We start from the raw sequence: 26,716 nt of genomic DNA, 5'->3' as shown, positions 1-26,716 counted from the left end.
TATACTTTCTTATATTTGATGAAAATTGGCCCCTAAGCGGGGCCTTTTTTCTTTTAAATATGAAGACTTATCCGTTAGATGCAGAGGTTAAGATTAGGAGGAGAGAAACATTAAAGTACTATTCATTGGAGATATCGTAGGTAGTGTAGGTAGGAAGGCACTTCGGGAGATGTTGCCCTCATTAAAAAGCAAATATCAACCACATATAATCATAGTTAACGGTGAGAATTCTGCTGCCGGTAGAGGTATTACTAAAGCGATCGCAAATGAATTTTTTAACTGGGGCGTTCACGGAATCACCATGGGTAATCACACATGGGACAACAAGGACATCTTCGAGTTTATCGACGATGAGGCCCGGATTATCCGTCCTGCTAATTTTCCTCCAGGAACACCGGGAAGAGGATATACAGTTGTTAAAGGTAACGGCAAAGAGCTAGCTATAGTTAACCTGCAAGGCCGTACATTTTTGCCTGCGATTGATTGTCCTTTCCGTGTGGGTGAAGAAATTGTGGAAGAGCTACGTAGAGATCATAAATGCATTCTCGTTGATTTCCATGCAGAGGTTACCTCTGAGAAAATCGCCATGGGCTATTTCATGGATGGTCGCGCATCAATTGTAGTAGGGACCCATACTCACGTTCAGACGAATGATGATGTGATTTTGCCGGGTGGAACGGCTTACTTGACCGATGCGGGCATGGTTGGTTCAAGCGAAGGGATTCTGGGTATGGAAAGAGATGCAGTACTTTATAAGTTCACTACACAGCTTCCAGCACGATTTGTTGTTGATGAAGGCAAATGGCAGCTTCACGGTTTATTTGCAGAGTTAGACGAGAGTACTGGCGCGGCTACCCGTCTGGAGAAAATACGGCTACGTGAAGATGAATGGGTAATGAGCTAGTAGTAGGATAAGATAAGTGATTTTCCGGGTAAATTCGCCGAATAAGGGTAAAGTGTGATATTTATTATATCGAAAAAGAGTATCTGTTGTACCATTTTCTCCAGAGTAGTCCGCAAAAAGAAGGAATTATTTCTTCTCTCGCGAATAACATCTAAAGTAGTGGAAGAACACCATTATTTTCCCAGGGGAGGTACTTACTATGGATGTATTAAAAGTATCAGCTAAATCCAATCCAAATTCCGTCGCCGGCGCTTTAGCAGGTGTTCTTCGTGAACGTGGATCGGCCGAATTACAAGCTATTGGAGCTGGAGCACTGAATCAAGCAGTCAAAGCAGTTGCCATTGCCCGGGGATTTGTTGCACCAAGCGGAGTAGATTTGATCTGCATTCCGGCATTTACAGACATTGTGATTGATGGAGAGGATCGAACCGCGATTAAATTGATTGTAGAACCCAGATAATAGAAGCATAGAACGGATGAACCTGTTTACTTATGTAAACAGGTTTTTTGCTTTTCGTATATAGTCTGGCGTTTTTAAGCATAGAATCTGGAATAGGGCTGCATGAAAGCGAGGGCTTGGGATGAGAACCGATAAGCTACAGGTTGCGGATTTTCATTGTGATGTGCTGAGTAAAATGCAAGCATCACCAGATATGGATTTTAAGAATGATCCTCGGCTGGATGTTACCGGAGAGCGGCTGGTAGCGGGCGGTGTGGAATTGCAGATTTTTGCAATATACCTTTCGGCAAGTAGAGGAAGACCTAGCTTTGAGAATGTTTTAGGACAAATTGATTTGTTCCGGCAAAAAATAATAGGCACAGAGAGCCTTCAGTGGCTGCGTTGGAAGGAGGAGGTAGGAAAACGAACAGCTGGAACATCCCCATGGGGAATGCTCTCTCTGGAGGGTGTAGACGGTCTAGAAGGGAACTTGTTTTATGCACAGCTCTGCTTTGAGCTTGGCGTGCGGTTTTTGGGAATCACTTGGAATTATGCCAATTGGGCAGCGGACGGTGTTCTGGAGCAGCGCAACGGCGGATTTACGGAAAAAGGGCGAATGCTGATCGAATGGTGCAACGACAGTGGAATGCTGCTTGATGTGTCGCATTTGTCTCAGGCAGGTTTTTGGGAGCTAGCCGACTTAAGCTCACGTCCGTTTATAGCTTCCCATTCGAACGCCGCAGCAATCTGTGGGCATGTTAGAAATTTAAATGATGAACAGATTAAAGCTTTGATTGCAATGGACGGAAGAATGGGCCTGACCTTTTATCCGTGGTTTGTATGTGATGATGGAAAAGCTCGTATGGATGATTTGTTAAAGCATATTGATCATGTATGTAGTCTAGGTGGCGAGAAGCATATGATGTTTGGTTCGGATTTTGACGGCATTGACACTTGGGTAGAGAACATGGAGCATCCGGGAAAATACCCTGAGCTCGCGGAGCACCTGCTTCGTTACTATCCAGAAGCTTCCGTAAAAGGTTGGTTATATGAGAATGCGGTCTCCTACCTGCGCACAAACTTACCTTCTCAGGTGTCTAAATCATGACAATCCTGCTCTAAAAGTATGAATTGTCGAAAAAAAGGCCCTCGTTATGATGTGGGGCTTTTTATTTTTGGTTAAGAAGATGTATAATGGTTAATGGCTTGTACAGATACTAGAGAAAATACAAGGAGTGACTTTACTATGAGTAAGACTGTACCCGTAGGTGTGTCGGCTAGACATATTCACCTTACGCAAGAGCATGTGGAGGCTTTGTTTGGCCCAGGATATCAACTAACGGAGTTCAAACCCCTCTCTCAACCAGGACAGTTTGCAGCAAATGAGCAAGTAGCAGTTATCGGCAGCAAAGGTAAATTTGACAAAGTAAGAATTTTGGGACCTGCTCGTCCGGCTTCCCAATTAGAAATTTCCCGTACTGACTCCTTCGCACTTGGCGTGAAAGCTCCAGTTCGCGAATCTGGAAATATTGATGGAACACCTGGCATTACGCTTAAAGGACCTGCTGGCGAAGTAGAATTGGAACAAGGCGTTATCATCGCCGCTCGTCACATTCACTTCCATACTTCTGAAGCTGAAGCTTGGGGCATTGCTGATAAGCAATTGCTTAAAGTTCGCCTCGGAGGCGACCGTGGTCTCGTATTGGAGAACGTAATTGCACGCGTATCAGACAGCTTTAAACTGGATATGCATATTGACACTGACGAGGCTAACGCTGCAGGTGCCAACAACGGCGATACTGCTGAAATCGTAGAATAGTCATCATAGTTATAGCAAAGATAAGAAGCGGGGGAGAAATCCTCCGCTTTTTTTGCGTGTCTGATCTGTGTGCTGTAAAGATTGCGTGTCTGATCTGCGTGCTGTAGGGATTGTGTGGCTGATCGGCGTGCTGTAAGGATTGTGTGTCTGATCTGTGTACTATAAGGAATGCGTGTCTGATCGGCGTACTGTAAGGATTGCGTGGCTGATCGGCTTGCTGTAAGGATTGTGTGGCTGATCTGTGTGCTATAAGGAATGCGTGGCTGATCTGCGTGCTGTAAGGTTTGCGTGGTTTACCCGACGGCTTGTACTTATCGGACTGTATTGCAGCTATTTCAGCATTTTGATCTATTTTGCCAAGGTTTCGGACTGCATAGCTCTTATTGCCTTATATTTGTACTGAATTGGGCTTCGAAGGTGTGAATAACTGCATCTGAGTCCGATAGCATGTCCAAAATCCACGAATTTTCAAAATAAGGGCGTCTGAGTCCGATGGCTCAGCAGTCTCCAGGCTCAACAGGCTCAACAGGCTCAACAGGCTCAACAGGCTCAGCAGTCTCAGCAGTCTCAGCAGACTCAGCAGTCTCAGCAGGATCAACAGGCTCAACAAAAGATACGCCGCAGGATAAATTGAGAAGGAGTATTTTACGGTTAGTAAAAAAATTTCTGTAAGAGTAGAACGGATGGTATCCTGAAATGGATTATTAATGAAAATTGGTGTGATGATAAAGAAAATCTATTATTATGTAACTTATTGTGTTATGATTATGGTTTATGACGTGACAAAAGGATTTATTGTTAAGAATATATGTATTAGAAATTAAGGAGACCCAATGACATTTAATGAACTGAATATTGTGCCTGCAATTTTGAAGGCTTTAAGCAAAGAAAACTATACATCACCTACACCAATACAGGAGCAGTCGATTCCAGCTGTATTAGCGGGTAGAGATTTACTTGGATGCGCGCAAACGGGAACAGGAAAAACAGCAGCATTTTCCGTGCCTATTATTCAATTGCTAAGCGAACAATCGAGCCCTAACAAATCCAATAATGTGCGACGCATTCGCTCGTTGATTTTAACACCGACAAGAGAACTAGCGATTCAAATTGCTGATAACATAAAAGCGTATAGCCAATATACAGATATCCGCTCTGCTGCCATTGTTGGCGGTGTGTCACAGAAAGTGCAAGAGCGCGCACTGAATCAAGGTGCCGATATTCTTATTGCTACCCCTGGTAGACTTATCGACCTGATCAATCAGAAACGTGTAGATCTGCAATATGTACAAATTTTAGTTCTGGATGAAGCTGACCGGATGCTGGATATGGGCTTTATTCATGATGTGAAACGAATCATCGCCAAAATGCCTACGAAGAAGCAGACTCTGTTTTTCTCGGCAACGATGCCAACTGAGATTTCTAAATTGATCAAAACATTGCTTGTGAATCCAGTGAAGGTAGAAATCACACCCGTGTCATCTACTGCGGATAGAATCAATCAATCGATCTATTTATTAGAGAACGGAAATAAGCAAAACCAATTGAACCTGCTGTTACAGGATAAATCCATCGTCTCAGCTTTGGTGTTTACTCGTACCAAACGTGGTGCAGACCGTGTTACCCGCGATCTGGCTAAAGTGAACATTGCTGCTCAAGCCATACACGGCAATAAATCACAAAATGATCGCCAAAACGCCTTGCGGAATTTTAAAAGCGGTGCGACTCGTGTTCTCGTAGCTACGGATATAGCTGCCCGGGGAATTGATATTGATGAGCTGTCTCACGTAATCAACTTCAACTTACCGAACATTCCGGAAACCTATGTGCACCGGATCGGTCGTACAGGCAGAGCGGGATTGAGCGGAACGGCAATTTCTTTTTGCGAAGCTGAAGAGCTTCCTTTCCTTAAAGATATTGAAAAATTGATTGGAAAATCGATTCCGGAAGTTATGGACCATCCTTATCCGATGTCTCGTAAAACGCAAATGAAGACAGATCGTTCGGCGAAACCGTCAGGTTCGAAAGCAGCAGCTTCGAGACCATCGTCTTCCAGACCGTCGAATTCCAAACCAGCAACTGCTAAACCTGCGGCAACAAAACCGGCAGCAACAAAATCAGCGGCATCTAAACCAGCTAAAGCAAAACCTAAGTCTAACCCTCCATTGAAGCCAAAGTCCGAGTGGTTCACAAAAGGAAGACAAAAAACGAGCAGCAGATAAGTTAGTTTGAATGCGTATCGTTTCTATAGTAAAAATAAAAAAACCGTCAGAGTAAATCTGATGGTTTTTTATGTTTTATGTCCTGATAATTTACAACAAAAAACAGCCGCTAAACAGTTCCTCACTGTACAACGGCTGTTGTTATTTCATTTATGCGGTTGCTTCAATTGTATTGTCCTGAACATAGGGGCTCAGTTCTTGCTGAAGTCCTGCGCTGATGGAAGTCATAGGGAGGCGAAGCGTATCCGAGGACAGTAGGCCGTTTTGGCTAAGCATCCATTTAATTGGAGCGGGATTCGATTCCTTGAACAATAGGCGGATGATCGGCAGTAGTTGTTCAAAGCTTTCTTTAGCAAAGTCCACTTGACCAGATGTAAAGGCTTCAAAGATACGAAGGCATTCTGCCGGGAAAACGTTGGCAGTAGCAAGCATACCCCCAGCTGCTCCGCAGCTAAGCATTTCATAAAAGAGGGAATCATCGCCGCCAAGCACAGGTTTAGCACCTGTACGGACTAATTCTGTAACCATTTTTGTACTGCCTGAGCAGTCTTTTAAACCGACAACATTATTCATTTCTAGGATGGTACGTGCAGTATCTACCGTCATGGCCGTACCTGTACGACTTGGAATATCATAAGCCATGATTGGTATGCCTACTTCTGCTGCTTTGCGGAAATGGGCAATGATACCCTCTTGTGAGGGACGACTATAATAAGGTACGACTACTAGTGCACAATCAGCACCAAGGTTTGCAGCAATTTCCGTGCGTGCAACCGTAGAGGCTGTATCATTGGTACCTGTACCAACTACTAAGGGGATTGATGTGGATTGTAGAAGCTCACGGGAAGTGTTTACTAGAAGCTGCATTTCATTTACGGTTACAGTGGGCGATTCTCCGGTGGTTCCATTAACGACCAGACCTTGTATGCTGTTGTTAATAATGTTCTTTACATAACGCTGATACGAATCCAAATCAACTTCACCAGCAGCATTGAACGGGGTGACCACGGGGACATAAACTCCATAAATCTGTTGTTCTGTAAGCATAAATTATCGGCCTCCAAAATATTTTAATTCCTCTACATACACTTTACCATGGAAAGTAGCATCGTCGTTAGCTATAATAAATGATATGGATCATCAAAAATATTGATGTTAGGGTGAGGTAATGGATTTAACCTATTTACGAACCTTCCGCGAGGTGGCTAAACGTCAGAGCTTTACGCGAGCTGCTGAAGAATTGGGATATGCACAATCAAGTGTGACGATGCAGATACAGAAGATAGAGAAGGAATATGGAGTACCTTTAATAGAGAGGCATGGCCGTCAGCTGCGGCTTACCCCGCCAGGAGAAGAGTTATTGAAGCTGTTCGTGGAGATTTTGGATTTATATGATCGTTCAAAAGAAACCATCGCCCAGCAAATCGGAGGTACGTTAACTATTGGGACGATAGATTCTTTAGCGGCCTTTTATTTACCTCCTTACCTGCAGCAGCTAAGGACTAAATTTCCGAAGCTGGATATTCATCTGCAAACGATGCAGGAAGCTAATCTTCTTGCCAAAATAAAAGATGGCGAAGTAGATCTAGGCTTAATGTTGGATCGCACCACTGCGGATTCCATCCTTGAGCGTACGATCGTCAGAGATGAGCCGCTTGTTTTGATAGCTCCCATTCATCATCCGCTTGCCCAGATGGATACGGTAACCCTACAGGATCTGAATAACTGTGAGCTAATAGTCTCGGAGGAAAGCTGTATTTACCGGAGTTTGTTCGAGAATTTGTTAAAAGAGCACGGGATCATATTCCGCATAGGTTTTGAGCTTTCGAATCTGGAGGCCATTAAACGTTGTGTAATGAATGGTCTTGGCATTGCTTTGTTACCCAAAATCGTGGCAGAGGAAGAAATTGAACGGGGAAGCTTGGCTGAGTTGTCCTTTGTTCATCCCGAAATTCATTTTGATCTGCAGCTTCTCATGCACCCTAAGAAGTGGAAATCACAACCACTGCAATTTTTAATCCAAATGCTGTTTGCAAATCATTAGTTTATTCCCATCAGGGTCTTTTACTACAAACCATTTTTGATCTTGAATTTCGGTTACTATATTTACACCGAGCTCCTTTATATAGTTGAAAGAGGCTTGCAGATCATCGGTTATAAGCATAAGAGCAGGTGTTGTAATTGGAGGAGCCCCTTCAGGCTCTAAACCTCCCCACATGGGCATGGTGTCCAGAATGATCCCAGTGCTTCCTTGCATAGTTAACGGACATAAATGACCGTTTATAATCGAATGATCTGCTTCTTGGAGTCCTAGGACTTGGCAATACCAGTTACGGGCTTTTTCAATATCGTGTACGGGGATAAATACACTGCCAATCAAATTCTTAATGGGACTTGTTGCTGAAGAATTTACAATGGACTGTGCTTGTTCATGCATTTGAATCCCTCCAGAGAAGATGCTAGACCTTTATTTGTAATTTATGTATCTAATCTATTTAAAACATAGAATCATCCTATGTGCAAGTTGAATGTTATTTATCGATCAAATCCTAAATTTGTATGCAAAATACAGCTTTATTTAATGAAAGTCGCTGTAAATATTGACATTGAAAATGAGTTTATGTTATATAAAAAGAAGAATTAGCACTCATCTAAGAAGAGTGCTAATCACGATGTGCTGGATAAGAAGGTTATTTTGAAAGGAGATTTATTTATTCATGGCCAAAAAAGAGTTTAAAGCCGAATCGAAAAGATTGCTGGAAATGATGATTAACTCCATTTATACACAACGGGAAATATTCCTGCGTGAGCTGATTTCCAATGCAAGTGATGCGATTGATAAGATCTATTACAAAGCATTAGCTGATGAAGGCCTGGTCTTCAATAAAGAGGATTATTATATTAAAGTGACCGCCGATAAGGCGAACAGAACCTTGACGATTTCCGATACAGGTATCGGGATGACACAAGAGGAGCTGGAGAATAACTTAGGTACAATCGCGAAGAGTGGATCTCTTGCTTTTAAGAAAGAGAACGAAGCTAAAGATGGCCACAACATCATCGGGCAGTTCGGGGTGGGCTTCTACGCTGCGTTTATGGTGGCTGATGACGTTATAGTGATCAGTAAGGCATTAGGCAGTGACGAGGCCTTTAAATGGGAGTCTAAGGGCGCTGACGGCTATACCATCGAGACTGTCGAGAAGGATTCTGTCGGCACTGATGTGATTTTGAAGATTAAAGAGAATACGGAAGAAGATCAATATGATGAATATTTGGAAGAATATCGCCTGAAATCTATCATTAAAAAATACTCCGACTTCATCCGTTTCCCAATTAAAATGGACGTGAAGGAGCAAAAGCCAAAAGAAGGCACGGAGAACGAGTTCGAAGAAGTTATTCAAGAACAAACCGTAAACAGCATGGTGCCTATCTGGCGCAAGAACAAAAGCGAGCTGACTACAGAAGATTATGATAACTTCTATGCAGAGAAACGTTACGGCTTCGATAAGCCGCTTAAACATATTCATATCAGTGCTGATGGTGCTGTAGTGTACAATGCAATCCTGTTCATCCCAGAAAATACGCCGTTTGACTATTACACAAAGGAATATGAAAAAGGTCTTGAGCTCTATTCCAACGGTGTGCTGATCATGAACAAATGTGCGGATCTGCTGCCTGATTACTTCAGCTTTGTAAAAGGTATGGTGGACTCAGAGGATCTGTCCTTGAACATTTCCAGAGAGATGCTCCAGCATGACCGTCAGCTGACTCTGATCGCTAAGAACATTAAGAACAAGGTGAAAAGCCAACTGCAAAGCCTGCTGAAGGATGAAAGAGAGAAATATGAGCAGTTCTATAATGCTTTTGGTAGACAGCTTAAGTTTGGTGTCTATAACGATTATGGGATGCACAAAGACACCCTTCAAGATTTGTTGATGTTCTATTCCTCTAAGGGGAAGAAGCTGGTTACGCTGGACGAATACGTTTCAAGAATGCCAGAAGATCAGAAGTATATCTACTATGCTTCCGGAGAGTCGATCGACAGAATCGAGAAGCTCCCGCAAACCGAGCTTGTATCGGATAAAGGGTATGAAATTCTCTACTTCACTGATGATATTGATGAATTTGCGATCAAGATGATTCAGTCTTATAAGGAAAAAGAATTTAAATCCGTATCCAGCGGAGATCTGGGGATCGAAGCCGACGAAGCGGACAAGCCAACGGAAGCGGAAGAGAACGAAAACAAGGAGCTTTTTGAAGCGATGAAGGACATCCTGTCCGGCAAAGTGAAAAATGTTAAAGCTTCCAAACGTTTAAAGACTCATCCGGTATGTCTCTCTGCCGAAGGTGAACTGACAATCGAGATGGAGAAAATCCTGAAATCGATGCCGAATGGCCAAGAGGTGCAAGCGGATAAGGTACTCGAAATCAACATCCATCACGAAGTGTTCCAGTCCTTGAAGGCGGCAGCAGAGAACGACAAAGAAAAGCTCGGTTTATATACGAACCTGCTGTACAACCAAGCCCTGTTGATCGAAGGTCTACAGGTTAGTGATCCTGTTCAATTCACCAATGATATTTGCAAAATCATGAAATAATATGAAGTACAGAGACCATCCAATTGTATTATGATTGGGTGGTCTTTTTTATTTCAGCATTTCATTTTGTTGTGCGAAAAAGGTAGTAATCAATACCAGAGTCATTATTTGTGCAACCGCTGATCGAATAGATAATTTCATCTTGTGTGCTTTTTTTACTTGTGACTTCGGAGCAGGTATCGGTTCTGATTCCTGTGTTGCTTCCACCGAATGCATCATTAGAGGTATCGTAGCTATAATTAATCACGTTACCGTCAAACTTCAAATCCTTAAATATGGGATCGCCTTCATCTGTGTAACTTGTAACGCGTATATTGTCTGCTTTTTTGCTGGAGAGATTAGTTATAAATTTCTCGAATTTATCTAGGTTGTACACTTTTTCAAAAGAAACAATATCCCCTCTACTGATGGCTTCTTTGGAAGTATAGGGTTCACTTTTGGGAACAGAATTAACTTTATGATCGGAACAACCCCATACTCCTTCTAGTAAAAGAACAGAGAGTATAAGTGAATTTACTTTTTTCACTGAGGGACCTCCTTGTAACGTATTTATATAAAAGACGGAGATTAACTGGAAAAGTTACAGTGAGCTTGATGTTTAACATTGACAATAAACAACAAATTGAGTATTATTTTCTCTAACTTGAATATGTAAAAGCAAAGAAGAGAAAGAGTACCACGGCAATTCTTTCAACAGAGAGCTCCGGTCGCTGAAAAGGAGTAAAGAAAACCCTTGGGAATATGGTCTCAGAGCTGCGCATCGAAACCTTATGGGTTGTAGGCTGCGCCGGAACCTGCATCCGTTACAGTGCTAGGGTATAAACGTTAATTAACGTCGTACCTGAAGAGGTAAATGTCATGAGGCATTTATAAAATTAGGTGGTAACACGTGAGTAGAACTCTCGTCCTTTGTGGATGGGAGTTTTTTTGTTGTCTAAAAAAGGAGGAGAAGGTTAATGAGTAATGTGTTTATAGGTGGCGCTTGGCCGTATGCGAATGGATCTTTACATCTGGGGAGATTATCAAGTGTGTTGCCTGGGGATGTGCTGGCACGATATTTTCGCTCCAAAGGGGATAACGTATTATATGTATCAGGCAGTGATTGCCATGGCACACCCGTAGCAGTTCAGGCTGCGAATGAAGGGATTACGCCGGGAGCTTTTGCAAGCAGATATCATGAAGAGTTTCTGAAGTGTTTTGAACAGCTGGGATTTAGTTATGATCTATATACTCGAACGGATCAACAGCAGCATCATAAGGTTGTGCAAGCGTTGTTTACAAAGCTGCTAGAGAATGGTCATTTATATAAAAAAACCATTGCGCAATGTTACTGCGAGGTGGATCAGCGCTTTTTGCCAGACAGATATGTGGAAGGGACTTGTCCGGTATGTGGTGAGCGGGCGCGAGGGGATCAATGTGATTATTGTTCTACGATTCTAGATCCTGCCGATTTGTTAGACAGAGTCTGCAAATTATGTGGGAATACACCAACAGAAAGGCCGACAGAACATTATTATCTTAGCTTATCTAATTTTCAGTCTGAATTAACGGAATATGTAGAGGAAGCACAATTTTGGAGAGAAAACGCTATAAAACTGACTAAACGTTATTTAAAAGAAGAGCTGCAGGACCGCGCGGTAACAAGAGACTTGTCTTGGGGTGTAGATGTTCCTGTGGCTGGATTTGAAGATAAAAAAATTTATGTTTGGATTGAGGCGGTAAGTGGTTATTTATCAGCCAGTAAGCAGTGGGCTGCACAGTCCGGAGGAAACTGGGAGGATTTTTGGTTAGAGGAAAAAGGGGCGATTACCGCTTATTATGTGCATGGTAAAGACAATATTCCATTTCACACTTTAATATGGCCGGCTGTGTTATTAGGAGCAGGAGGTCTGCATTTACCGGACAGGATTATATCTAGCGAATATTTAACCCTTGAAGGGCAGAAATTCTCCACTAGCCGAAATTGGGCGGTCTGGGTACCTGATATTTTAGAGCGGTATCAGCCAGATTCTATTCGTTATTTCTTAATTGCCAATGGACCTGAGAAGCGGGACACGGATTTTTCCTGGAGAGAGTTTATTTATAGCCATAATGGAGAGCTGCTTGGAGCATTTGGTAACTTAGTGAACCGTTCATTGGCTTTTGTAGATAAGTTTTATGAAGGGAAAGTGCCAAATGGGCAATTAGATAAGGGGTGGAAGGACAATATCGACCTCTTGTATCTGGAATCAGGACGGCTTATTGAGGCTGGGAATCTAAAAGATGCGCTGGAGTTTATTTTTTCTTATGTGCGCAAGGCAAACCAGTATTTCGATCTGCAAAAACCATGGATACAGATAAAAGAGGATCAGGTTTCTTGTGATTCTGCAATATACACATGTGTGCAGATTATTGCGAACTTAGCGAATTTGTTGCATCCGTTTCTACCGTTCTCTTGTGACAAGATCAGGGGGTTCCTGTCGTTAGAACTACCGAATTGGCAGCCTTGCTCGGTGCCCCCTTACCAACAGGTTACTGATTTACAATTATTGTTTGAACGAATTGATATTAGCCGTATTAAAGAAGAAGAGGATAGGCTAGATCAACAGCAAGTGAATAAATAGAGCTGGTATTTATCCATTCCTGAAGCTTTCAATAAACTTGGAAGCCAATGATGATAAGTATTTATCCTTAATCCAGACGGCGGCGACCCGCGTGCGTAGTGATTCACTACTGATTTCTTTATAGATCAAATTACGGTTACTCGTTAATTCGAAAGCGGATTTGGGGATGATTCCAATGCCAAGACCAGCGTTTGCCCAGAGCAGTGTTGTTCTAGCATCATCATTCATACAGAAAATCAGCGGATCAAAGCCGTTCTCAAGACATGTTTCCCGGATAAGCTGCTCAAAACGGCGGTAGATAATAAGCGGCTTATCCTTTAACTCACCGATCTCAATAAAGTTTTCATCCGTTTTCCAGTCATACTCAGGTGTCATTACGGCAATCATAGGTTCAGCTTGTGTGTAAAGACATTCTAAATTTGTACCATTAAAGGGTGTCCTAACAATCCCGACTTCGACAATACCTTTATTCAGGAGGTCAATGATTCTAAAGGTATTTCCTTCATGAATCTCAAACTTCACACCTCTATACGTTTTGTGAAACTCACATAGCCGATCTTGAAGCAACGTAGCTCCAGAGGAAGAAACAGTACCAATGGCTAGGGTTCCTTTTAAACCTTTGACAAAATCAGTGAGCTCACGGGCAGTGGAATCTGCCAGCTCCAGGATTTGTTGGGCACGGTCCCGCAATATGGCTCCAGCTTCAGTGAGCTGCACGCTGCGTGGACCTCGTTCCACTAGCTTTACACCGAGTTCTTCCTCTAGGAGCTTTAGCTGCTGGCTCAGCGGAGGCTGGGCCATTTGCAGTTTTTTGGCTGCAGATGTAATCTGCCCTTCCTCAGCTATCGCCATAAAATATTTAAGTTGTCTAATATCCATATAAAAATCCTCCGAACTTGAGATATGCTAATCGTATGGGAGCGATACGAATCCAATATTATTAATATGTGAGTAGATATGCCATAATCATAACTGTTCTTATACATATTTCAAGTGGTTAAATACTTCTTATGTTGGGTGTGGATGAATTTGTTCAAAATTGCAGTATATTTAAAGCCGTACAAAAAAGAAGCGATCATTGGACCGATCTTCAAACTGATGGAAGCGATTCTGGAGCTGATTTTGCCTACCATTGTCGCATTGATCATCAACAACGGGGTTGGTAATCATGACAGCGCCTATGTTTACCGCATGGGTGGCCTAATGGTGCTGATGTCACTGCTTGGCTTCGGCTGCTCCATGGTATGCCAATACTATGCAGCCCGGGCTTCACAGGGATTCGGTACGACACTACGCAATAAGATGTTTAGACATATCACATCTTTGTCGTATGCTGAGCTGGATACCTTAGGTACGCCTACACTGATTAATCGGATTACCAATGATGTAAACCAGCTGCAAATTGCTGTGGCTATGCTAATTCGTCTAGTTATTCGTGCGCCGTTTATCTGCATCGGGGCTATCCTAATGTCCATGATTTTGGATTTTAGATTATCGCTGATTCTAATAGCGGCAACACCGGTTTTTGGCATTATTTTATATTTTATTATCACCCGCAGTGCTCCTTTGTACCGAAAATACCAGCAGAAGCTGGATGCCCTTGCGCTCGTACTGAGTGAGAATTTGTCGGGGATTCGAGTAATTCGTGCTTTTGCCAAAAGACGTACAGAAAAAGAACGTTTTGATGCTTCGTCCGATGATTTGACTACTACAGCGATCCGGGTTTCGCGGATATCTGCTTTGCTTGGGCCGATGACTACACTTGTAGTAAATGCGGCAATCATTGCTATTTTGTGGGTAGGCGGAATTCATATCGATGGGGGCCGATTGTCTCAAGGGGAGATCATTGCCTTCATCAATTACATCACTCAAATCTTGCTGGCGCTGATAGTGGTCTCCAACTTGGTTATTATTTTTACAAAAGCCTCATCCTCAGCTAATCGTGTGAATGAAGTGCTGGGTGTTAAGGTCTCCGTGTCTGAGGAAGGAAATGCTGTGATTGCTGAACCTGCCCCTGCTGCCCCTGCTATACAATTCGATCACGTATCCTTTGGGTATAATACGACAGGTGAATCGGCATTAGAGGATATATCTCTAGTAATTAATCGCGGAGAGACCGTGGGCCTGATTGGCAGTACGGGTTCAGGTAAGTCTACTTTTGTGAATTTGATCCCTCGTTTTTATGATGCGGTGCAAGGTGAAGTAAAAGTGGATGGTGTGAATGTCCGAGATTATAAGCTGCATCAGCTTCGTGAGAAGATCGGGATTGTACCGCAGAAAGCTGTGCTGTTTACAGGAACGATCGCTGAGAATATACGTTGGGGCAAGGAAGATGCAACTGAGGAAGAAATCATGCAGGCAGCCTCTATTGCTCAAGCGGAGGAGTTTATACGTAAATTACCCGAAGGGTTGAATACGCAAGTATCTCGTGGGGGATTAAATTTATCCGGTGGACAAAAGCAGCGCTTAACCATAGCTCGTGCAGTAGTAGGAAAGCCATCGATTCTTATTTTGGATGACTCCTCCAGTGCGCTGGATTTCTCCACAGATGCGGCACTTCGAAAGGCTCTCAAAGAGAGCAGCCAGGAAATGACCGTACTCCTTGTCTCGCAGAGGGTAAGCACTGTAAGACAAGCGGATAAAATAATGGTATTTGAGGAAGGGCGGATCGCCGGTGTCGGAACCCATGAGGAGCTGATGCGTGGTTGTGAGGAGTATAAAGAAATCTGCCTGTCCCAGCTATCAAGTGAGGAGTCGGGCCAATGAACAAAAACAACATTTGGAAAAGACTTATTGTATACACAGGGCATTATAAAAAAATAGCTATAGGTGCAGTAATCTGCGCAATACTTAGTGTGATTGCCAGTCTAATTGGCCCGCTGCTCATCGGTAGCGCCATCGATTTTATGATCGGGCCGGGAGAGGTTGATTTTGACGCCGTACTTAGACTGCTTTTGATTCTGGCAGGGGTGTATATTGTCGGCAGCTTTTTCGGATGGCTTCTTACCTACCTGACTAATCGAATTGCCTACCGGACTGTATATGACTTACGGCGGGAGCTTTTTGATAAATTAAATGTTTTGCCGCTAAAATTTCATGATAACCACCCGCAAGGGGACAGCATCAGCCGGTTTGTTAATGACATGGATGCGGTCTCTGATGGACTGCTGCAAGGCTTCTCAACACTGCTCACGGGGATCATCACTATCGTGGGGGCAATTGTACTTATGTTGTACATTAGTCCTTTAATGACCCTAGTTGTTCTTCTGTCAGCACCCGTTACATTTTTTGTGGCAAGATTCATTACGATGCGCTCCCAGAAGATGTTTAAGGAGCAGGCTAAAATTCTGGGCGGTCTCAACGGATACGTGGAGGAAATGATTGGCGGACAAAAAGTGGTCACAGCTTATCATTATGAAGACCGTGCACTGACCCAGTTTGAAGAACGAAACGAGACTTTGTACCAGACTGGTGTGAAATCACAATTTTACGGTTCCTTGTCCAATCCGACAACACGGTTAGTAAATAATATTACCTTCTCTGTTATCGCGATGATCGGTAGTGTTATGGTGATTCGCGGGCTTGTGACGGTAGGGGATTTGTCCAGCTTTTTGATCTTCTCCAACTTGTTCGCTAAGCCGTTTAATGAAATTACAGGTGTGATTACGCAGCTTCAATCGGCAACGGCATCAGCGCAGCGGATCTTCGCCATTCTAGACCTCTCGCCTGAACCAGCGGATGCAACAGACGCCAAAATTATGAATACAAGCCAAGGGACGATTACCTTTGAAAAAGTATCCTTTGCTTATAATCCTGAACGTCCTCTGATTAATGATTTCAGTCTGGAAGTGAAACCAGGTACCCGGGTTGCAATTGTAGGGCAGACGGGAGCGGGGAAGACCACACTGGTTAATCTGCTTATGCGTTTTTATGATGTGGATAAGGGTTCCATCAAGATTGACGGTGTGGATATCAAGACGATTACCCGTGACAGTCTGCGGCGTAATTTCGGGATGGTGTTGCAGGACACCTGGCTTTTTGGCGGCACAATTAGAGAAAACATTGCCTACGGCAAACCTGAGGCTACCGAAGAAGAGGTCATCGCTGCTGCTAAGGCTGCAAATGCTCATAGCTTCATTAAACGCCTGCCTGAGGGATATGATACAAAGATCAGTGGCTCAGGAGATAATTTGTCGCAAGGACAAAAGCAACTGCTTACCATAGCACGAGTGATGCTCGTAGATCCGCCTATGCTCATTTTGGATGAAGCCACCAGCAGTATTGATACGCTGACTGAGGTACGGATTCAGAAGGCTTTTCTAAAAATGATCGCTGGTCGGACCAGCTTTGTAATTGCTCACCGTTTGTCAACGATTCGAGAATCGGATCTCATTCTTTTCATGAAGGACGGAGACATTGTCGAAAGTGGCACGCATGACCAACTCCTAGCCAGCGGTGGATATTACGCCAGATTATATAACAGTCAGTTCGCATCAGCTTAGACTTTGCATTAAGAAAAAGAGCATTCAATCCCTAAATTGGGGGTGAATGCTTTTTTTGGTTGTGTTAGTTTTGTTTGGTTTGGGTGTAGCCCGCCGTTACCAAAGTCGTTTGCTCAGTGTTCCAATGTAGTTAGCTCACCGTCCCCGAAGTAGTTTGCTTAACGTTCCAAAGTAGCTATCTCATCATCACCAAAGTAATTTGTTTACCATTCCAAAGTAATTTGTTTACCGTTACGGACCGTATTGCAGCTAAATGGTGTTTTTGGTGCCTTTTTTCAAAGTAACGGACTGCATAGCACTTATTCGTCTGATTTTGCAGCAAAAAGGAGCGGATATGGCACAATAGCTGCATCTGAGTCCGAACGATGTGCAAAAAGGCATGAATTTGCGAAATAAGGGCGCCTCGGTCCGATACGTAGCAATGGCATCCACCACCAAAGGTAGATTGCTTCTGATCCGGAGTAGATTGCTTAGAAAGTAGTTTGCTCAGTGTTCCAATGTAGTTAAATCATCGACAGTTTGCTTAGCGTTCCAATTTAGTTAGCTCATCGTCAGTCTGATTAGCGTTCCAAGTAGTTAACTCACCGTCCCCAAAGTAGTTTGTTTAGCGTTCCAAAGTTAGTTAGCTCATCGTCCCCAAAGTCGTTTGCTTAGTGTTCCTAAGTAGCTATCTCATCATCACCAAAGTAATTTGTTTCCCCTTACGGACCGTATTGCAGCTAAATGGTGTTTTTGACGCCTTTTTTCAAAGTAACGGACTGCATAGCACTTATTCGGCTGAATTTGCAGCAAAAAGGAGTGGATATGGCAAAATAGCTGCATCTGAGTCCGAACGGAGTGGAAAAAGGCATGAATTTGCGAAATAAGGGCGCCTCGGTCCGATACGTTGCAATGGCAGCCACCACCAAAGGTAGATTGCTTCTGTTCTGGAGTAGAATGCTTAAAAAGTCGTTTGCTTAGCGTTCCAAAGTAGTTAGCTCATCGTCACTAAAGTAATTTGTTTACCGTTCCAAAGTAATTTGTTTACCGTTCCAAAGTAATTTGTTTACCGTTCCAAAGTAGTTTGTTTAGCCTTGCGGACCGTATTGCACCTAAATTGTGTTTTTGGCGCCTTTTCCCAAAGTAACGGACTGCATAGCACTTATCTAGCTGAAATTGCAGGAAAAAGGAGCGGATATGGCACAATAGCTGCAGCTGAGTCCGAACGGAGTGGAAAAAGGCATGAATTTGCGAAATAAGGGCGCCTCGGTCCGATACGTAGCAATGGCAGCCACGACCAAAGGTAGATTGCTACTGTTCCGGAGTAGAATGCTTAGAAAGTAGTTTGTTTAGCGTTCCAAAGTCAGCTATCTCATCGTCACCTAACTAATTATCTCAACGTCCCCAAAGTAGTTTGTTTGCCCTTACGGACCGTGTTGCACTTAATCGTAATTTTATCCCACCCGTTAGAGGTGAAAATCTCAAAATAAAATATTTGCAAACGAATGAACTATCTGGACGGGCTAAACGTATTATAAGAAACGTATATTGAACACGACGAAGCTACAGTAAATATGGCATATTGAGAGTGTTATGAGATTGGAAGGGGAGTGGCAAGATGTTGACAATCAAACATTTTACCAAAAGCTATAAGGGTGGCAAGAAGGCGGTAAATGATCTGAATTTGGTGGTCGAAAAAGGTGACATCTACGGCTTTATCGGTCATAACGGTGCAGGGAAAACAACGACTATCCGAGCAGTGGTCGGAGTTTTAGATTTTGAGGAGGGAGATATCGAGATTGGTGGGTACTCCATTAAAAAAGATCCCTTAGCCTGCAAAGCGATTACTGCGTATATTCCAGATAATCCGGATTTATACGATCATCTGACGGGCATTCAGTACTTGAATTTTATTGGTGATCTTTTTAGCGTATCGAAAGCGGATCGGGAGTTACTGATAAAGAAATATAGCGATGAATTTGAGATTACCTCTAATCTGGGGGATTTGATCTCCGCGTATTCTCATGGTATGAAACAGAAACTCGCGATTATCTCTGCGCTTATTCATAAACCGAAGCTGCTAGTTCTGGATGAACCCTTTGTGGGACTTGATCCAAAAGCGGCACACACGCTCAAGAGAATTATGGCGGATATTTGCAGCCAGGGCAGTGCGATCTTTTTTTCGACGCATGTACTGGACGTGGCCGAGAAGCTCTGCAATAAGATCGCCATTATCAAAGCGGGTGAATTGATCACTCATGGGAAAACAGAAGAGGTGAAGGGTGACAGCAGCCTTGAAGATGTGTTTTTGGAGTTGATAAAACATGATTAATATCTGGAGATTGACGAAAATTCAGCTAATCTCATCCTTTGGGTTAAATAAAGCTTTGCATACACGAGATATGAAAGAAAGACGAAAAATGCTTTTGCTGAGCATCGGTATCTTAATAGGGATTGTCATGATGGCAGTGGTTTCGTTTGGATATAGCTTCATGATAGCAGAGACCCTTGAACAGATAGGCCGGCCAGAGCTGCTGCTTGCGATTATGATGGCTGTCACTTGCTTGATTGGATTTTTTACAACGATCTATAAGGCGAGTGGGGTATTATTTGGCTCCAAAGATTACGATCTCGTAATGTCGCTGCCTATCAAAACGAGCCATATCGTAGCAAGCCGTGTAGTTCAGCTCTACGTGCTGAATATACTGTTCTCATTGATGGTGATGGTGCCAGCAGGTGTAGTTTATGCTATAAAGGTAAATCCGGCAGTAGTGTATTATTTATTTTTCATGATAACGCTGCTATTTATCCCATTAGTGCCGATCATTGCTACAACGATTATTGGGGCATTGATTAGTTGGATCTCCTCACGGTTTAAAGGAAGTCGTTTGATAAGTCTCATTCTGACTTTTGCCGTAATCATTGTTATTATTTTGGGTTCAAGCCAAATGAATGGGAATGACCCGCAGTTAATTGCAGATATGAGCACACAAATTGCCGATCAAATCTTTAACTTATATCCTTTGACGGTCATGTATGTAGATGCTGTCTGCTCGTATCAGGTAGCTCCTTTACTATTATTTATAGGAATTTCATTACTTTCTTTTATGCTGTTTACCCTTATTCTTGGCAGCAAATATAAAGCAATACACACAGGCCTTACGACTTCTTACTCAAAGAATAAGTATCAAATGAGGTCACTTGCAGTCTCTTCACCGCTTTACACATTGTATAAAAAAGAGCTGCGCCGCTATTTCAGTTCTTCTATATATGTGCTAAATACAAGTATTGGTATGGTAATGCTACTTGTCATGGCGATCACCTTACTGTTTGTTAGCTCAGAGCAATTAGGAAAGATTATTGAGATACCAGAACTCTCTAATTATCTAAGCAGATTGGCGCCACTATTTGTTTCCTTCTTTGTAGCATTAAGCTGTACGACCTCGAGTTCGATTTCGCTTGAAGGTAACCATATTTGGATTTTAAAAAGCGCTCCCGTTCCGACAAAAACTATATTATTAAGTAAAGTCGCAGTGAATCTCACCATTACTGTGCCGATTGTGATTGTTAGTAGTGTGCTTCTTATGATTTCTCTGGGCACTGGCTGGATGGAGAGCTTGTTATTGCTAATAATCCCCGTCCTATACGCTTGTCTTACCGCAATGGTAGGTGTGATCGTAAACTTGAAACTTCCTAAACTGGAGTGGACCAATGAAGTCTCTGTAATTAAACAAAGTGCTTCGGTCCTTGTAGCGATGATTATAGGATTTATCAGCTTGCTGATTCCATTTGGTTTGAGTTTTCTTTTATCTGATCTAAATGGTAATCTCGTTATGTTAGGTATTGGTGTGGTGATATTAGTAGCGTGTGGAGTGATGTATAGATACATCCAGTCCACAGGAGAATTTTTATTTCGGGCTCTTTAAAAAAAGGGCATTCCAAAAGCCGAAATTGGCTGCTGGGATGCCCTTTTTATGTGCAAGATTTATTTTCGTGAAAAATCCCTAAGTTCTACCGTCGCACTTGTTGTTCTTGTTGTTCTTGTCGCTCATTAGCTAACTGTTCAATTCCGCCCACCATTATTTTTAGACCTGTATAGAACATCTTATCGGAGCCAATTTCATTAAAAATATTGTTTTCGTACATTCGTTTTATAACATTAGGTCCATCCCCGGATAAGTGCTCAAGCGATTGTTTAAAAACCACTCTAGCATCTCCATTAGGTTCATTTTTCATGGCTAAGTCTATTCGATCCTGCTCATATTTGTCCAATTCGAATGAGATTACATAGTTTAACACGCATGCAATCAAGGAGAATTTATCACTATCGCTTAAAGGAAGATGATCCACGATCTGAAGCAAAGTATTCAGTAAAGATAGATAATTAGGTTCAGAAGGTAAGGTTCTCATCATCAGCTGAGCCGAGCAAGGATACTTATGTAAAACCCCACGAATTCGGTCTACAAAATTAAATAACTGTTCTTGCCAAGCACCTTCGAGATTCGCAGTTTCGAGGGCTTCTTTGGCGACCTCATTAGCAAGCGTCTGGAAAATGCTCTGTTTACTCTTAAAATGCCAATACAGAGAGGCGGCTTGTATTTTTAGTAGTTCTGCTAATTTACGCATACTAAATGCCTCTATGCCGATATCATCCAACAGCTCCCAAGAAGCTTTTATTATATCTTGTTCAGTGATTTGCAGATTTTTGATTCTCATCGAAACGACCTCCTGTTGCTGTCTTTCTTTATCATAAGCGAAGATGAATGGCTGGTCTACCATCGTTAGATTACTGCTTTATCTTACAGTGTTAGATATTTATATTTACAAGTGAATAAACGGGTGCTATATTAATCTTACACTGTTAGTTTAAAGGTGCGATTTTATAAAAAAAGGAGGCAGCAGTTAGCAATTTTATTAGTAAAAATCAAAAAGGATGTGTATAGACCCATGAGTAATCTTCAAGTGGAACAATCCCAACCAGTCACCAAAGAATTTTCTATAAAAGCAATACTTCCCGTAATACTGGCACTTATAACAGGAATGCTGCTGGTTATGCTCGACAGTACAATTATGAATGTAGCGATCCCGCAGCTTGAAAAAACCTTTGATGCCAGCCTAAAAACAATACAGTGGGCCATTACGGGTTATACGCTGGCTTTATCCGTAATTATCCCATTGGCCGGTTGGTTCTCGGATAAGTTTACTGCCAAACGTGTTTTTTTAGCTTCGATCGTATTGTTTACCATAGGTTCTTTATTATGCTCTATGGCACAATCCACAACAGAGCTGATAATCTTTCGTATTTTGCAGGGATTAGGCGGAGGGATGATTGCTCCAATTGGTATGGCTATGTCATTCAAAATCGCACCTCCCGATAAAAGAGGTTCAATCATGGGATTGCTTGGACTACCGATGTTAATTGCGCCTGTTCTTGGTCCTGTACTGTCAGGATGGCTGTTGGAATATGCCAGCTGGCACTGGATTTTTCTGATTAATGTTCCCATTGGCATTATTGCAATGATTGTTGGAGTGAAATTTCTTCCGGTAATAGAGAAGGGGAATAAAGCTAAATTGGATATTTGGGGTGTGATTTTAACACCGCTCGCCTTCTCCAGCTTGGTATTTGGGGTGCATAGAGGGGGAGTAGATGGCTGGGGGGATCGTATAACGATTATATCTCTTGCGTTCAGCTTCATTGCTTTAGCCTTGTTTATTTTCGTGGAATTGCGCCAAAAAGAACCGTTATTGGAACTTCGCTCTTTTCGATCTCTAGAATTTAGTAAAGGTATGATTTTGACCTGGATTAATCAGTTCGCCTTATTTGGTTCGATTCTGTTAATTCCAATTTTTTTGCAGCAGGTCAGAGGTTTTTCTTCCTTTGAATCGGGGCTTTTAGTTATTCCCCAAGCATTAATATCCTTTGCTGGCATGATTATTGGAGGAAAGTTATTTGATAAGTTTGGAGCTCGGCCCGTTGTGTTCTCTGGACTTGTGCTGCTGTCCACCGGACTCTTTCTCTTGTCACGTTTACAAAATGATACAAGTGTATACGTTATGATCAGTTATTTTGCCATTATGGGACTTGGCCAAGGATTAACTACTATGCAGCTCGGTACACATGTGCTTAAGGCCGCTCCGAAGGATCTGATCAGCCGTGTTACCCCACTTACTGCCTCTGCGCAACAAATTGTGGGTTCCTTTGCTGTCGCTATAATGTCGGGCTTATTGACTTCCAATATAGCTACACATATGAGTCAAGGGAATCAGAAACTACCCTCAGCGGCTATGGTTGCAGGATTCCACGATACGTTCCTAGTTTCATTGGTCTTGGCGCTGTGTGGTGTGGTTCTTAGTCTCTTTTTGCGTAATCCGAAGAGCTGATCCTATCGTACTCTACCAATATTTTAGCGATGTTTATTGATTGTATCCTTGGTATAATTCAAAGATTGATAACCAAGGGGGAATCTCTTAACCCGTGAAAAATATATTTGCTAGATTTACTATAATAACCCTCGCTGTCGTGCTAGCCGCCGGAGTATTTATTCAGCATATATCGGCCGATAATGGGGTTCCTTTTGAGGATATAAACACTAGTTATGCAAAAAAAGAAATCATAGATTTATATAACCGGAATATATTAACTGGCACCTCGAATACTAAATTTTCACCTACTCAATCGATTACTAGAGCTGAATTTATAACAGTACTTGATCGACTGTTGAAGCTTGATCCAGCGTTGAGTCCGGTATCTCCTTATACCGACGTAGCCAAAAGCGCTTGGTATTACGGCTGGATTCAGGCTGCGGTTCAGCTTGAACTGGCGAACGGCACTTCGGCAACTACTTTTGCACCCGCAAAAGCAGTCACTCGGCAGGAAGCGGCTGTGTGGATAGCCAAAGCTCTAAAGCAAACAAACACTGCAACTGCCGCACAAACTAATTTTAAGGATCGGCAACAAACTGCTAGCTGGGCAAGTGCTGCTGTAGCTAAGGTTAATGATCGCGGATTAATGAAAGGCGATAATAGCGGAAATTTTCGGCCCACGGACCCGATAACAAGGCAAGAGACGGCAGTGCTGATGGATCGGGTGCTGCAACATACAAGCTGGGCGGCAGAGCTGGAAAGTAATCCGGACAAACGTATTGTTATAGGCTGGCAGTATGGTCTCACGACGGCACAATTTGAGAATCATGTTCTGCAATCGAACGTCAACACATTATCACCACGTTGGTATTATGTTGGGAAAACAGGGGCAGTAACGGATTCGACAGACGCCTCGCTGGTGACTTGGGCAAAAAATAATAAGAAGCAAGTCTGGGCGATGGTTGGCAATCGATCGGATCAAGAAGCGACGCATCAGATGCTGTTGAGTACAACCGCAAGGAATACGGCAGTTAATCAGTTAGCTGCTTTAGTGAGTAAATATGGATTAGATGGACTAAATATAGATTTTGAAAATGTAGCGGCCGAAGATCGTGTGTATTTGACTTCGTTTATTACTTTATTAGCCGAGAAAATGCATTCGCTCGATGTTATCCTGTCGATGGATGTATCTCCTGATCTTGGAACGGATTGGACAGAAGCTTTTGACTATGCTGCCCTAGGCAAGCAAGTGAATTATATGGTGATGATGGGTTATGATGAGCATTATGACGGGAGTCAAGTTCCGGGGTCCAATGCCTCGCTTTCTTATGATCAAAAGGCTGTGAATACAATCCTAAAAGTTGTACCTAGTCAAAAAGTTATATTGGCATTGCCCTTATATAATCGGGATTGGACATTGAACCAGAAGGGGACGGTTTTATCCTCTCAATATATTACGCTTCCGGAGCAAAATCAGATTATCAGCAGCTATGCATCGAGACCCGTGTGGAATCCTTCGCTGGGACAATATGTCGCGGGCTACTCGAAACAAGCTATAAAACATACGATCTGGATTGAGGATGGGCGTTCATTAATAACAAAATACAACTTAGCGGTTACTAAAAAACTTGCTGGAGTAGCTTATTGGTATATAGGCGGAGAAAGCTCTGATGTATGGTCCAGCTTAAGGAATGCAGAGAAATTTTACGATTATACTTTTTAAAAATATGAAAGACTGGATGCGAATAGCCGCTTAGCTATATTGCTGTCCAGTCTTTTTATAGGGTTATTAATGCATAGCTGGTAGAATTAGATTGATTAAATCAGCCTCGCGTTACGTATTTTTTGAAGTTTTTCACGTTTAGAACTTTAACATTTTGAGCTAGAAGTTTCTTGTCGCTAACGACCCAAGTGTGATCTTTGGAGTTTTTTCTACGAATCGCAGCGAAGTTATACTTATTTCCTGCATAGATCTTAAAGCCCTGTGCAGCACAATCCGCACAAAACTTAACGCATTCACCTTTATTCCAATCTGGAAAGGAAATCTGCTGGAAGACATTTCGTTTTACGAGTAGGGTCGCACCCTGAACATTGGTTACCTGTTTATTTTCCATATGAAGATAACGAAGCAAAAGTAGCTTCTTATCAGTTAAATACATATAGTGAGCTCGTTTTCCAACGATATCAGCTTTAGTTTTATGGAGGATGTTCATACTATCCGTTAAATAGTTGGCAGAGTAATAATCGTCGTCATCAAATTTAGCGATACAACTATAATTCGCTAAGTGCACACCAAAATTCAGACAAAACCCCAGTGAACGATATTCTGGTAGTTTATAGATCCGTACGTTTTTATGTTTTTTTGCAGCATGTATATAGTCTTCTATTTTCAAGCTATCATTATTAATGATCACGATAAGCTCTTTAGACTTGAAATTCTGTCGTTGATAGTTATCAAATATTGTTTTAATACAATCCATTCGTTTTGTACAAGTTAGAATAGACACAGCAGATGAAGTAGATTCAGCAGTTAATTTCATAACGAAATCTTTGGACGGCGTCCAACAAAATTCCTGTAGTTTTTAATATTCCGGATGATCTTATGGTTAGCTATTAGTGTACTATCACTGATGATCCATGTATGTTTTGAAGAGTTTTTTCTACGTATGGCAACGAAGTTATTTTTACTTGCAGAATAAACCTTATAACCTTTCTTTTTGCTTCTGCTGCAAAAGAGATCATCCTCACCTACGTTTTTATTAGGAAATTTCACATGATCGAATACTTTTCGTTTGAAGACGAGCGTAGCGCCAGGGAGATGGGTAACCATTCGGTGTTCATCATTTGCGAAACGAAGAATCAAAGTCTTTGAACCTAGTAAATACATATAGTGAGCCCGTTTTCCTAGGATATCAGCTTTAGTTCTTTTTAAGGTCAGAATACTTTCCGTCAAATAATAAGGGGCATAATAATCGTCGTCATCAAATTTGGCGATGGTATGATATTTGCATTTTGTTACGGCATAGTTTAAGCATGAACCGAGAGATTGCTGTTCAGGTTTACGATATATCTTAATATTTTTGTGTTTTTTAGCTAAGGTTTGGTAGGGGGATAGTGGAATTTTATTATTATTGATAATAATGATAAGTTCTTTATTGGCATATTTTTGTCTGCTGTAATTTTGAAATAGGTTGTTTAAATAATTATGGCGATTGGTACAGGTAATAATAGAAATACCTTGTTGGTTCGCCTTGTTGTGAGGTACAGCACTCATTTAACCAACCCCT

General features: G+C 42.2%; 22 protein-coding genes and 1 other annotated feature. Of the genes, 15 read left to right on the top strand and 7 right to left on the bottom strand.

All coding sequences use genetic code 11. From position 1 onward, the window contains the following. Positions 1 to 109 precede the first annotated feature (109 nt). The 6 genes from NSQ55_RS18090 (at position 110) to NSQ55_RS18065 (ending at position 5,384) form a co-directional block, all read left to right on the top strand. A complete protein-coding gene (locus tag NSQ55_RS18090) occupies positions 110 to 904 on the top strand; it encodes a TIGR00282 family metallophosphoesterase (protein WP_076276224.1) in 795 nt (264 codons plus the stop codon). Between the two features lie 199 nt (positions 905 to 1,103). Further along, entirely contained in the window at positions 1,104 to 1,364 is a 261-nt protein-coding gene (locus tag NSQ55_RS18085; protein ID WP_019910496.1) for a stage V sporulation protein S, read from the top strand. Between the two features lie 121 nt (positions 1,365 to 1,485). Further along, a complete protein-coding gene (locus NSQ55_RS18080) occupies positions 1,486 to 2,451 on the top strand; it encodes a membrane dipeptidase (protein WP_339168402.1) in 966 nt (321 codons plus the stop codon). Between the two features lie 138 nt (positions 2,452 to 2,589). Next, positions 2,590 to 3,162 carry a phosphate propanoyltransferase gene (locus NSQ55_RS18075; RefSeq protein WP_036688383.1) on the top strand — a complete coding sequence of 191 codons (573 nt, stop codon included), beginning with the start codon at positions 2,590 to 2,592 and terminating at the stop codon, positions 3,160 to 3,162. A 492-nt stretch (positions 3,163 to 3,654) separates the two neighbouring features. Continuing rightward, positions 3,655 to 3,834, top strand: coding sequence for a hypothetical protein (locus NSQ55_RS18070; protein ID WP_339168397.1), 180 nt, complete (start codon positions 3,655 to 3,657; stop codon positions 3,832 to 3,834). 161 nt (positions 3,835 to 3,995) lie between these two features. Next, complete coding sequence (locus NSQ55_RS18065; RefSeq protein WP_339168396.1) at positions 3,996 to 5,384, top strand: DEAD/DEAH box helicase; 1,389 nt, start codon at positions 3,996 to 3,998, stop codon at positions 5,382 to 5,384. A 150-nt stretch (positions 5,385 to 5,534) separates the two neighbouring features. On the opposite strand, the gene dapA is transcribed toward NSQ55_RS18065, so the two are convergent. Further along, the gene (dapA, locus tag NSQ55_RS18060; protein WP_076179900.1) at positions 5,535 to 6,431 is read right to left on the bottom strand and encodes a 4-hydroxy-tetrahydrodipicolinate synthase; all 897 of its coding nucleotides are present in this window, start codon (positions 6,429 to 6,431) and stop codon (positions 5,535 to 5,537) included. Positions 6,432 to 6,552: 121 nt separating this feature from the next. On the opposite strand from dapA, the gene NSQ55_RS18055 reads away from it, so the two are divergent. Beyond that, on the top strand, positions 6,553 to 7,428 hold the full coding sequence (locus NSQ55_RS18055) for a LysR family transcriptional regulator (RefSeq protein WP_076127886.1): 876 nt from the start codon (positions 6,553 to 6,555) through the stop codon (positions 7,426 to 7,428). Here the strand turns inward: NSQ55_RS18055 and NSQ55_RS18050 are convergent. Continuing rightward, positions 7,399 to 7,821 (bottom strand): VOC family protein, encoded by a 423-nt coding sequence (locus NSQ55_RS18050; protein ID WP_076179899.1) that lies wholly within the window; start codon positions 7,819 to 7,821, stop codon positions 7,399 to 7,401. The genes NSQ55_RS18055 and NSQ55_RS18050 overlap by 30 nt on opposite strands. 280 nt (positions 7,822 to 8,101) lie before the next feature. Here NSQ55_RS18050 and htpG point away from each other — a divergent pair, with 280 nt between their 5' ends. Then, a complete protein-coding gene (gene htpG, locus NSQ55_RS18045; protein WP_339168391.1) occupies positions 8,102 to 9,982 on the top strand; it encodes a molecular chaperone HtpG in 1,881 nt (626 codons plus the stop codon). 61 nt (positions 9,983 to 10,043) lie between these two features. Here the strand turns inward: htpG and NSQ55_RS18040 are convergent, their stop codons facing one another. After that, positions 10,044 to 10,508 carry a DUF4362 domain-containing protein gene (locus NSQ55_RS18040; RefSeq protein WP_339168389.1) on the bottom strand — a complete coding sequence of 155 codons (465 nt, stop codon included), beginning with the start codon at positions 10,506 to 10,508 and terminating at the stop codon, positions 10,044 to 10,046. 125 nt (positions 10,509 to 10,633) lie between these two features. Further along, positions 10,634 to 10,895, top strand: a binding site (T-box leader). Between the two features lie 43 nt (positions 10,896 to 10,938). Between NSQ55_RS18040 and metG the strand changes: the two genes are divergently transcribed. Further along, complete coding sequence (gene metG, locus NSQ55_RS18035; RefSeq protein ID WP_339168387.1) at positions 10,939 to 12,585, top strand: methionine--tRNA ligase; 1,647 nt, start codon at positions 10,939 to 10,941, stop codon at positions 12,583 to 12,585. Positions 12,586 to 12,594: 9 nt separating this feature from the next. Here the strand turns inward: metG and NSQ55_RS18030 are convergent, their stop codons facing one another. After that, entirely contained in the window at positions 12,595 to 13,464 is an 870-nt protein-coding gene (locus NSQ55_RS18030) for a LysR family transcriptional regulator (RefSeq protein ID WP_076182582.1), read from the bottom strand. Between the two features lie 150 nt (positions 13,465 to 13,614). On the opposite strand from NSQ55_RS18030, the gene NSQ55_RS18025 reads away from it, so the two are divergent. The 4 genes from NSQ55_RS18025 (at position 13,615) to NSQ55_RS18010 (ending at position 20,992) form a co-directional block, all read left to right on the top strand. Then, entirely contained in the window at positions 13,615 to 15,351 is a 1,737-nt protein-coding gene (locus NSQ55_RS18025) for an ABC transporter ATP-binding protein (protein ID WP_076179894.1), read from the top strand. Beyond that, on the top strand, positions 15,348 to 17,087 hold the full coding sequence (locus NSQ55_RS18020) for an ABC transporter ATP-binding protein (RefSeq protein ID WP_076218623.1): 1,740 nt from the start codon (positions 15,348 to 15,350) through the stop codon (positions 17,085 to 17,087). Before NSQ55_RS18025 ends, NSQ55_RS18020 begins: the two co-directional genes overlap by 4 nt. A 1,597-nt stretch (positions 17,088 to 18,684) precedes the next feature. Next, positions 18,685 to 19,398, top strand: coding sequence for an ABC transporter ATP-binding protein (locus tag NSQ55_RS18015; RefSeq protein WP_076217841.1), 714 nt, complete (start codon positions 18,685 to 18,687; stop codon positions 19,396 to 19,398). Continuing rightward, positions 19,391 to 20,992 carry a hypothetical protein gene (locus NSQ55_RS18010; RefSeq protein WP_339168383.1) on the top strand — a complete coding sequence of 534 codons (1,602 nt, stop codon included), beginning with the start codon at positions 19,391 to 19,393 and terminating at the stop codon, positions 20,990 to 20,992. Before NSQ55_RS18015 ends, NSQ55_RS18010 begins: the two co-directional genes overlap by 8 nt. An 85-nt stretch (positions 20,993 to 21,077) precedes the next feature. Here NSQ55_RS18010 and NSQ55_RS18005 read toward each other — a convergent pair whose 3' ends face one another. Further along, positions 21,078 to 21,782 (bottom strand): TetR/AcrR family transcriptional regulator, encoded by a 705-nt coding sequence (locus NSQ55_RS18005; protein ID WP_339168381.1) that lies wholly within the window; start codon positions 21,780 to 21,782, stop codon positions 21,078 to 21,080. 231 nt (positions 21,783 to 22,013) lie between these two features. Between NSQ55_RS18005 and NSQ55_RS18000 the strand changes: the two genes are divergently transcribed. Together NSQ55_RS18000 and NSQ55_RS17995 are read left to right on the top strand one after the other, a co-directional pair. After that, positions 22,014 to 23,447 carry an MDR family MFS transporter gene (locus NSQ55_RS18000; protein ID WP_339168379.1) on the top strand — a complete coding sequence of 478 codons (1,434 nt, stop codon included), beginning with the start codon at positions 22,014 to 22,016 and terminating at the stop codon, positions 23,445 to 23,447. 94 nt (positions 23,448 to 23,541) lie between these two features. Further along, positions 23,542 to 25,152 (top strand): S-layer homology domain-containing protein, encoded by a 1,611-nt coding sequence (locus tag NSQ55_RS17995; protein WP_339168378.1) that lies wholly within the window; start codon positions 23,542 to 23,544, stop codon positions 25,150 to 25,152. 100 nt (positions 25,153 to 25,252) lie between these two features. On the opposite strand, the gene NSQ55_RS17990 is transcribed toward NSQ55_RS17995, so the two are convergent. After that, positions 25,253 to 25,969, bottom strand: a complete 717-nt coding sequence (locus tag NSQ55_RS17990; protein WP_076190933.1) for a glycosyltransferase family A protein — start codon at positions 25,967 to 25,969, stop codon at positions 25,253 to 25,255. Continuing rightward, on the bottom strand, positions 25,966 to 26,703 hold the full coding sequence (locus NSQ55_RS17985) for a glycosyltransferase (RefSeq protein ID WP_339168376.1): 738 nt from the start codon (positions 26,701 to 26,703) through the stop codon (positions 25,966 to 25,968). The genes NSQ55_RS17990 and NSQ55_RS17985 overlap by 4 nt, the downstream gene beginning before the upstream one ends. Between the last annotated feature and the right edge of the window lie 13 nt (positions 26,704 to 26,716).

Source organism: Paenibacillus sp. FSL H7-0943, assembly GCF_037963265.1.
Lineage (GTDB): Bacteria > Bacillota > Bacilli > Paenibacillales > Paenibacillaceae > Paenibacillus_AQ > Paenibacillus_AQ odorifer.
This window is presented reverse-complemented; position numbering and strand designations above follow the sequence as displayed.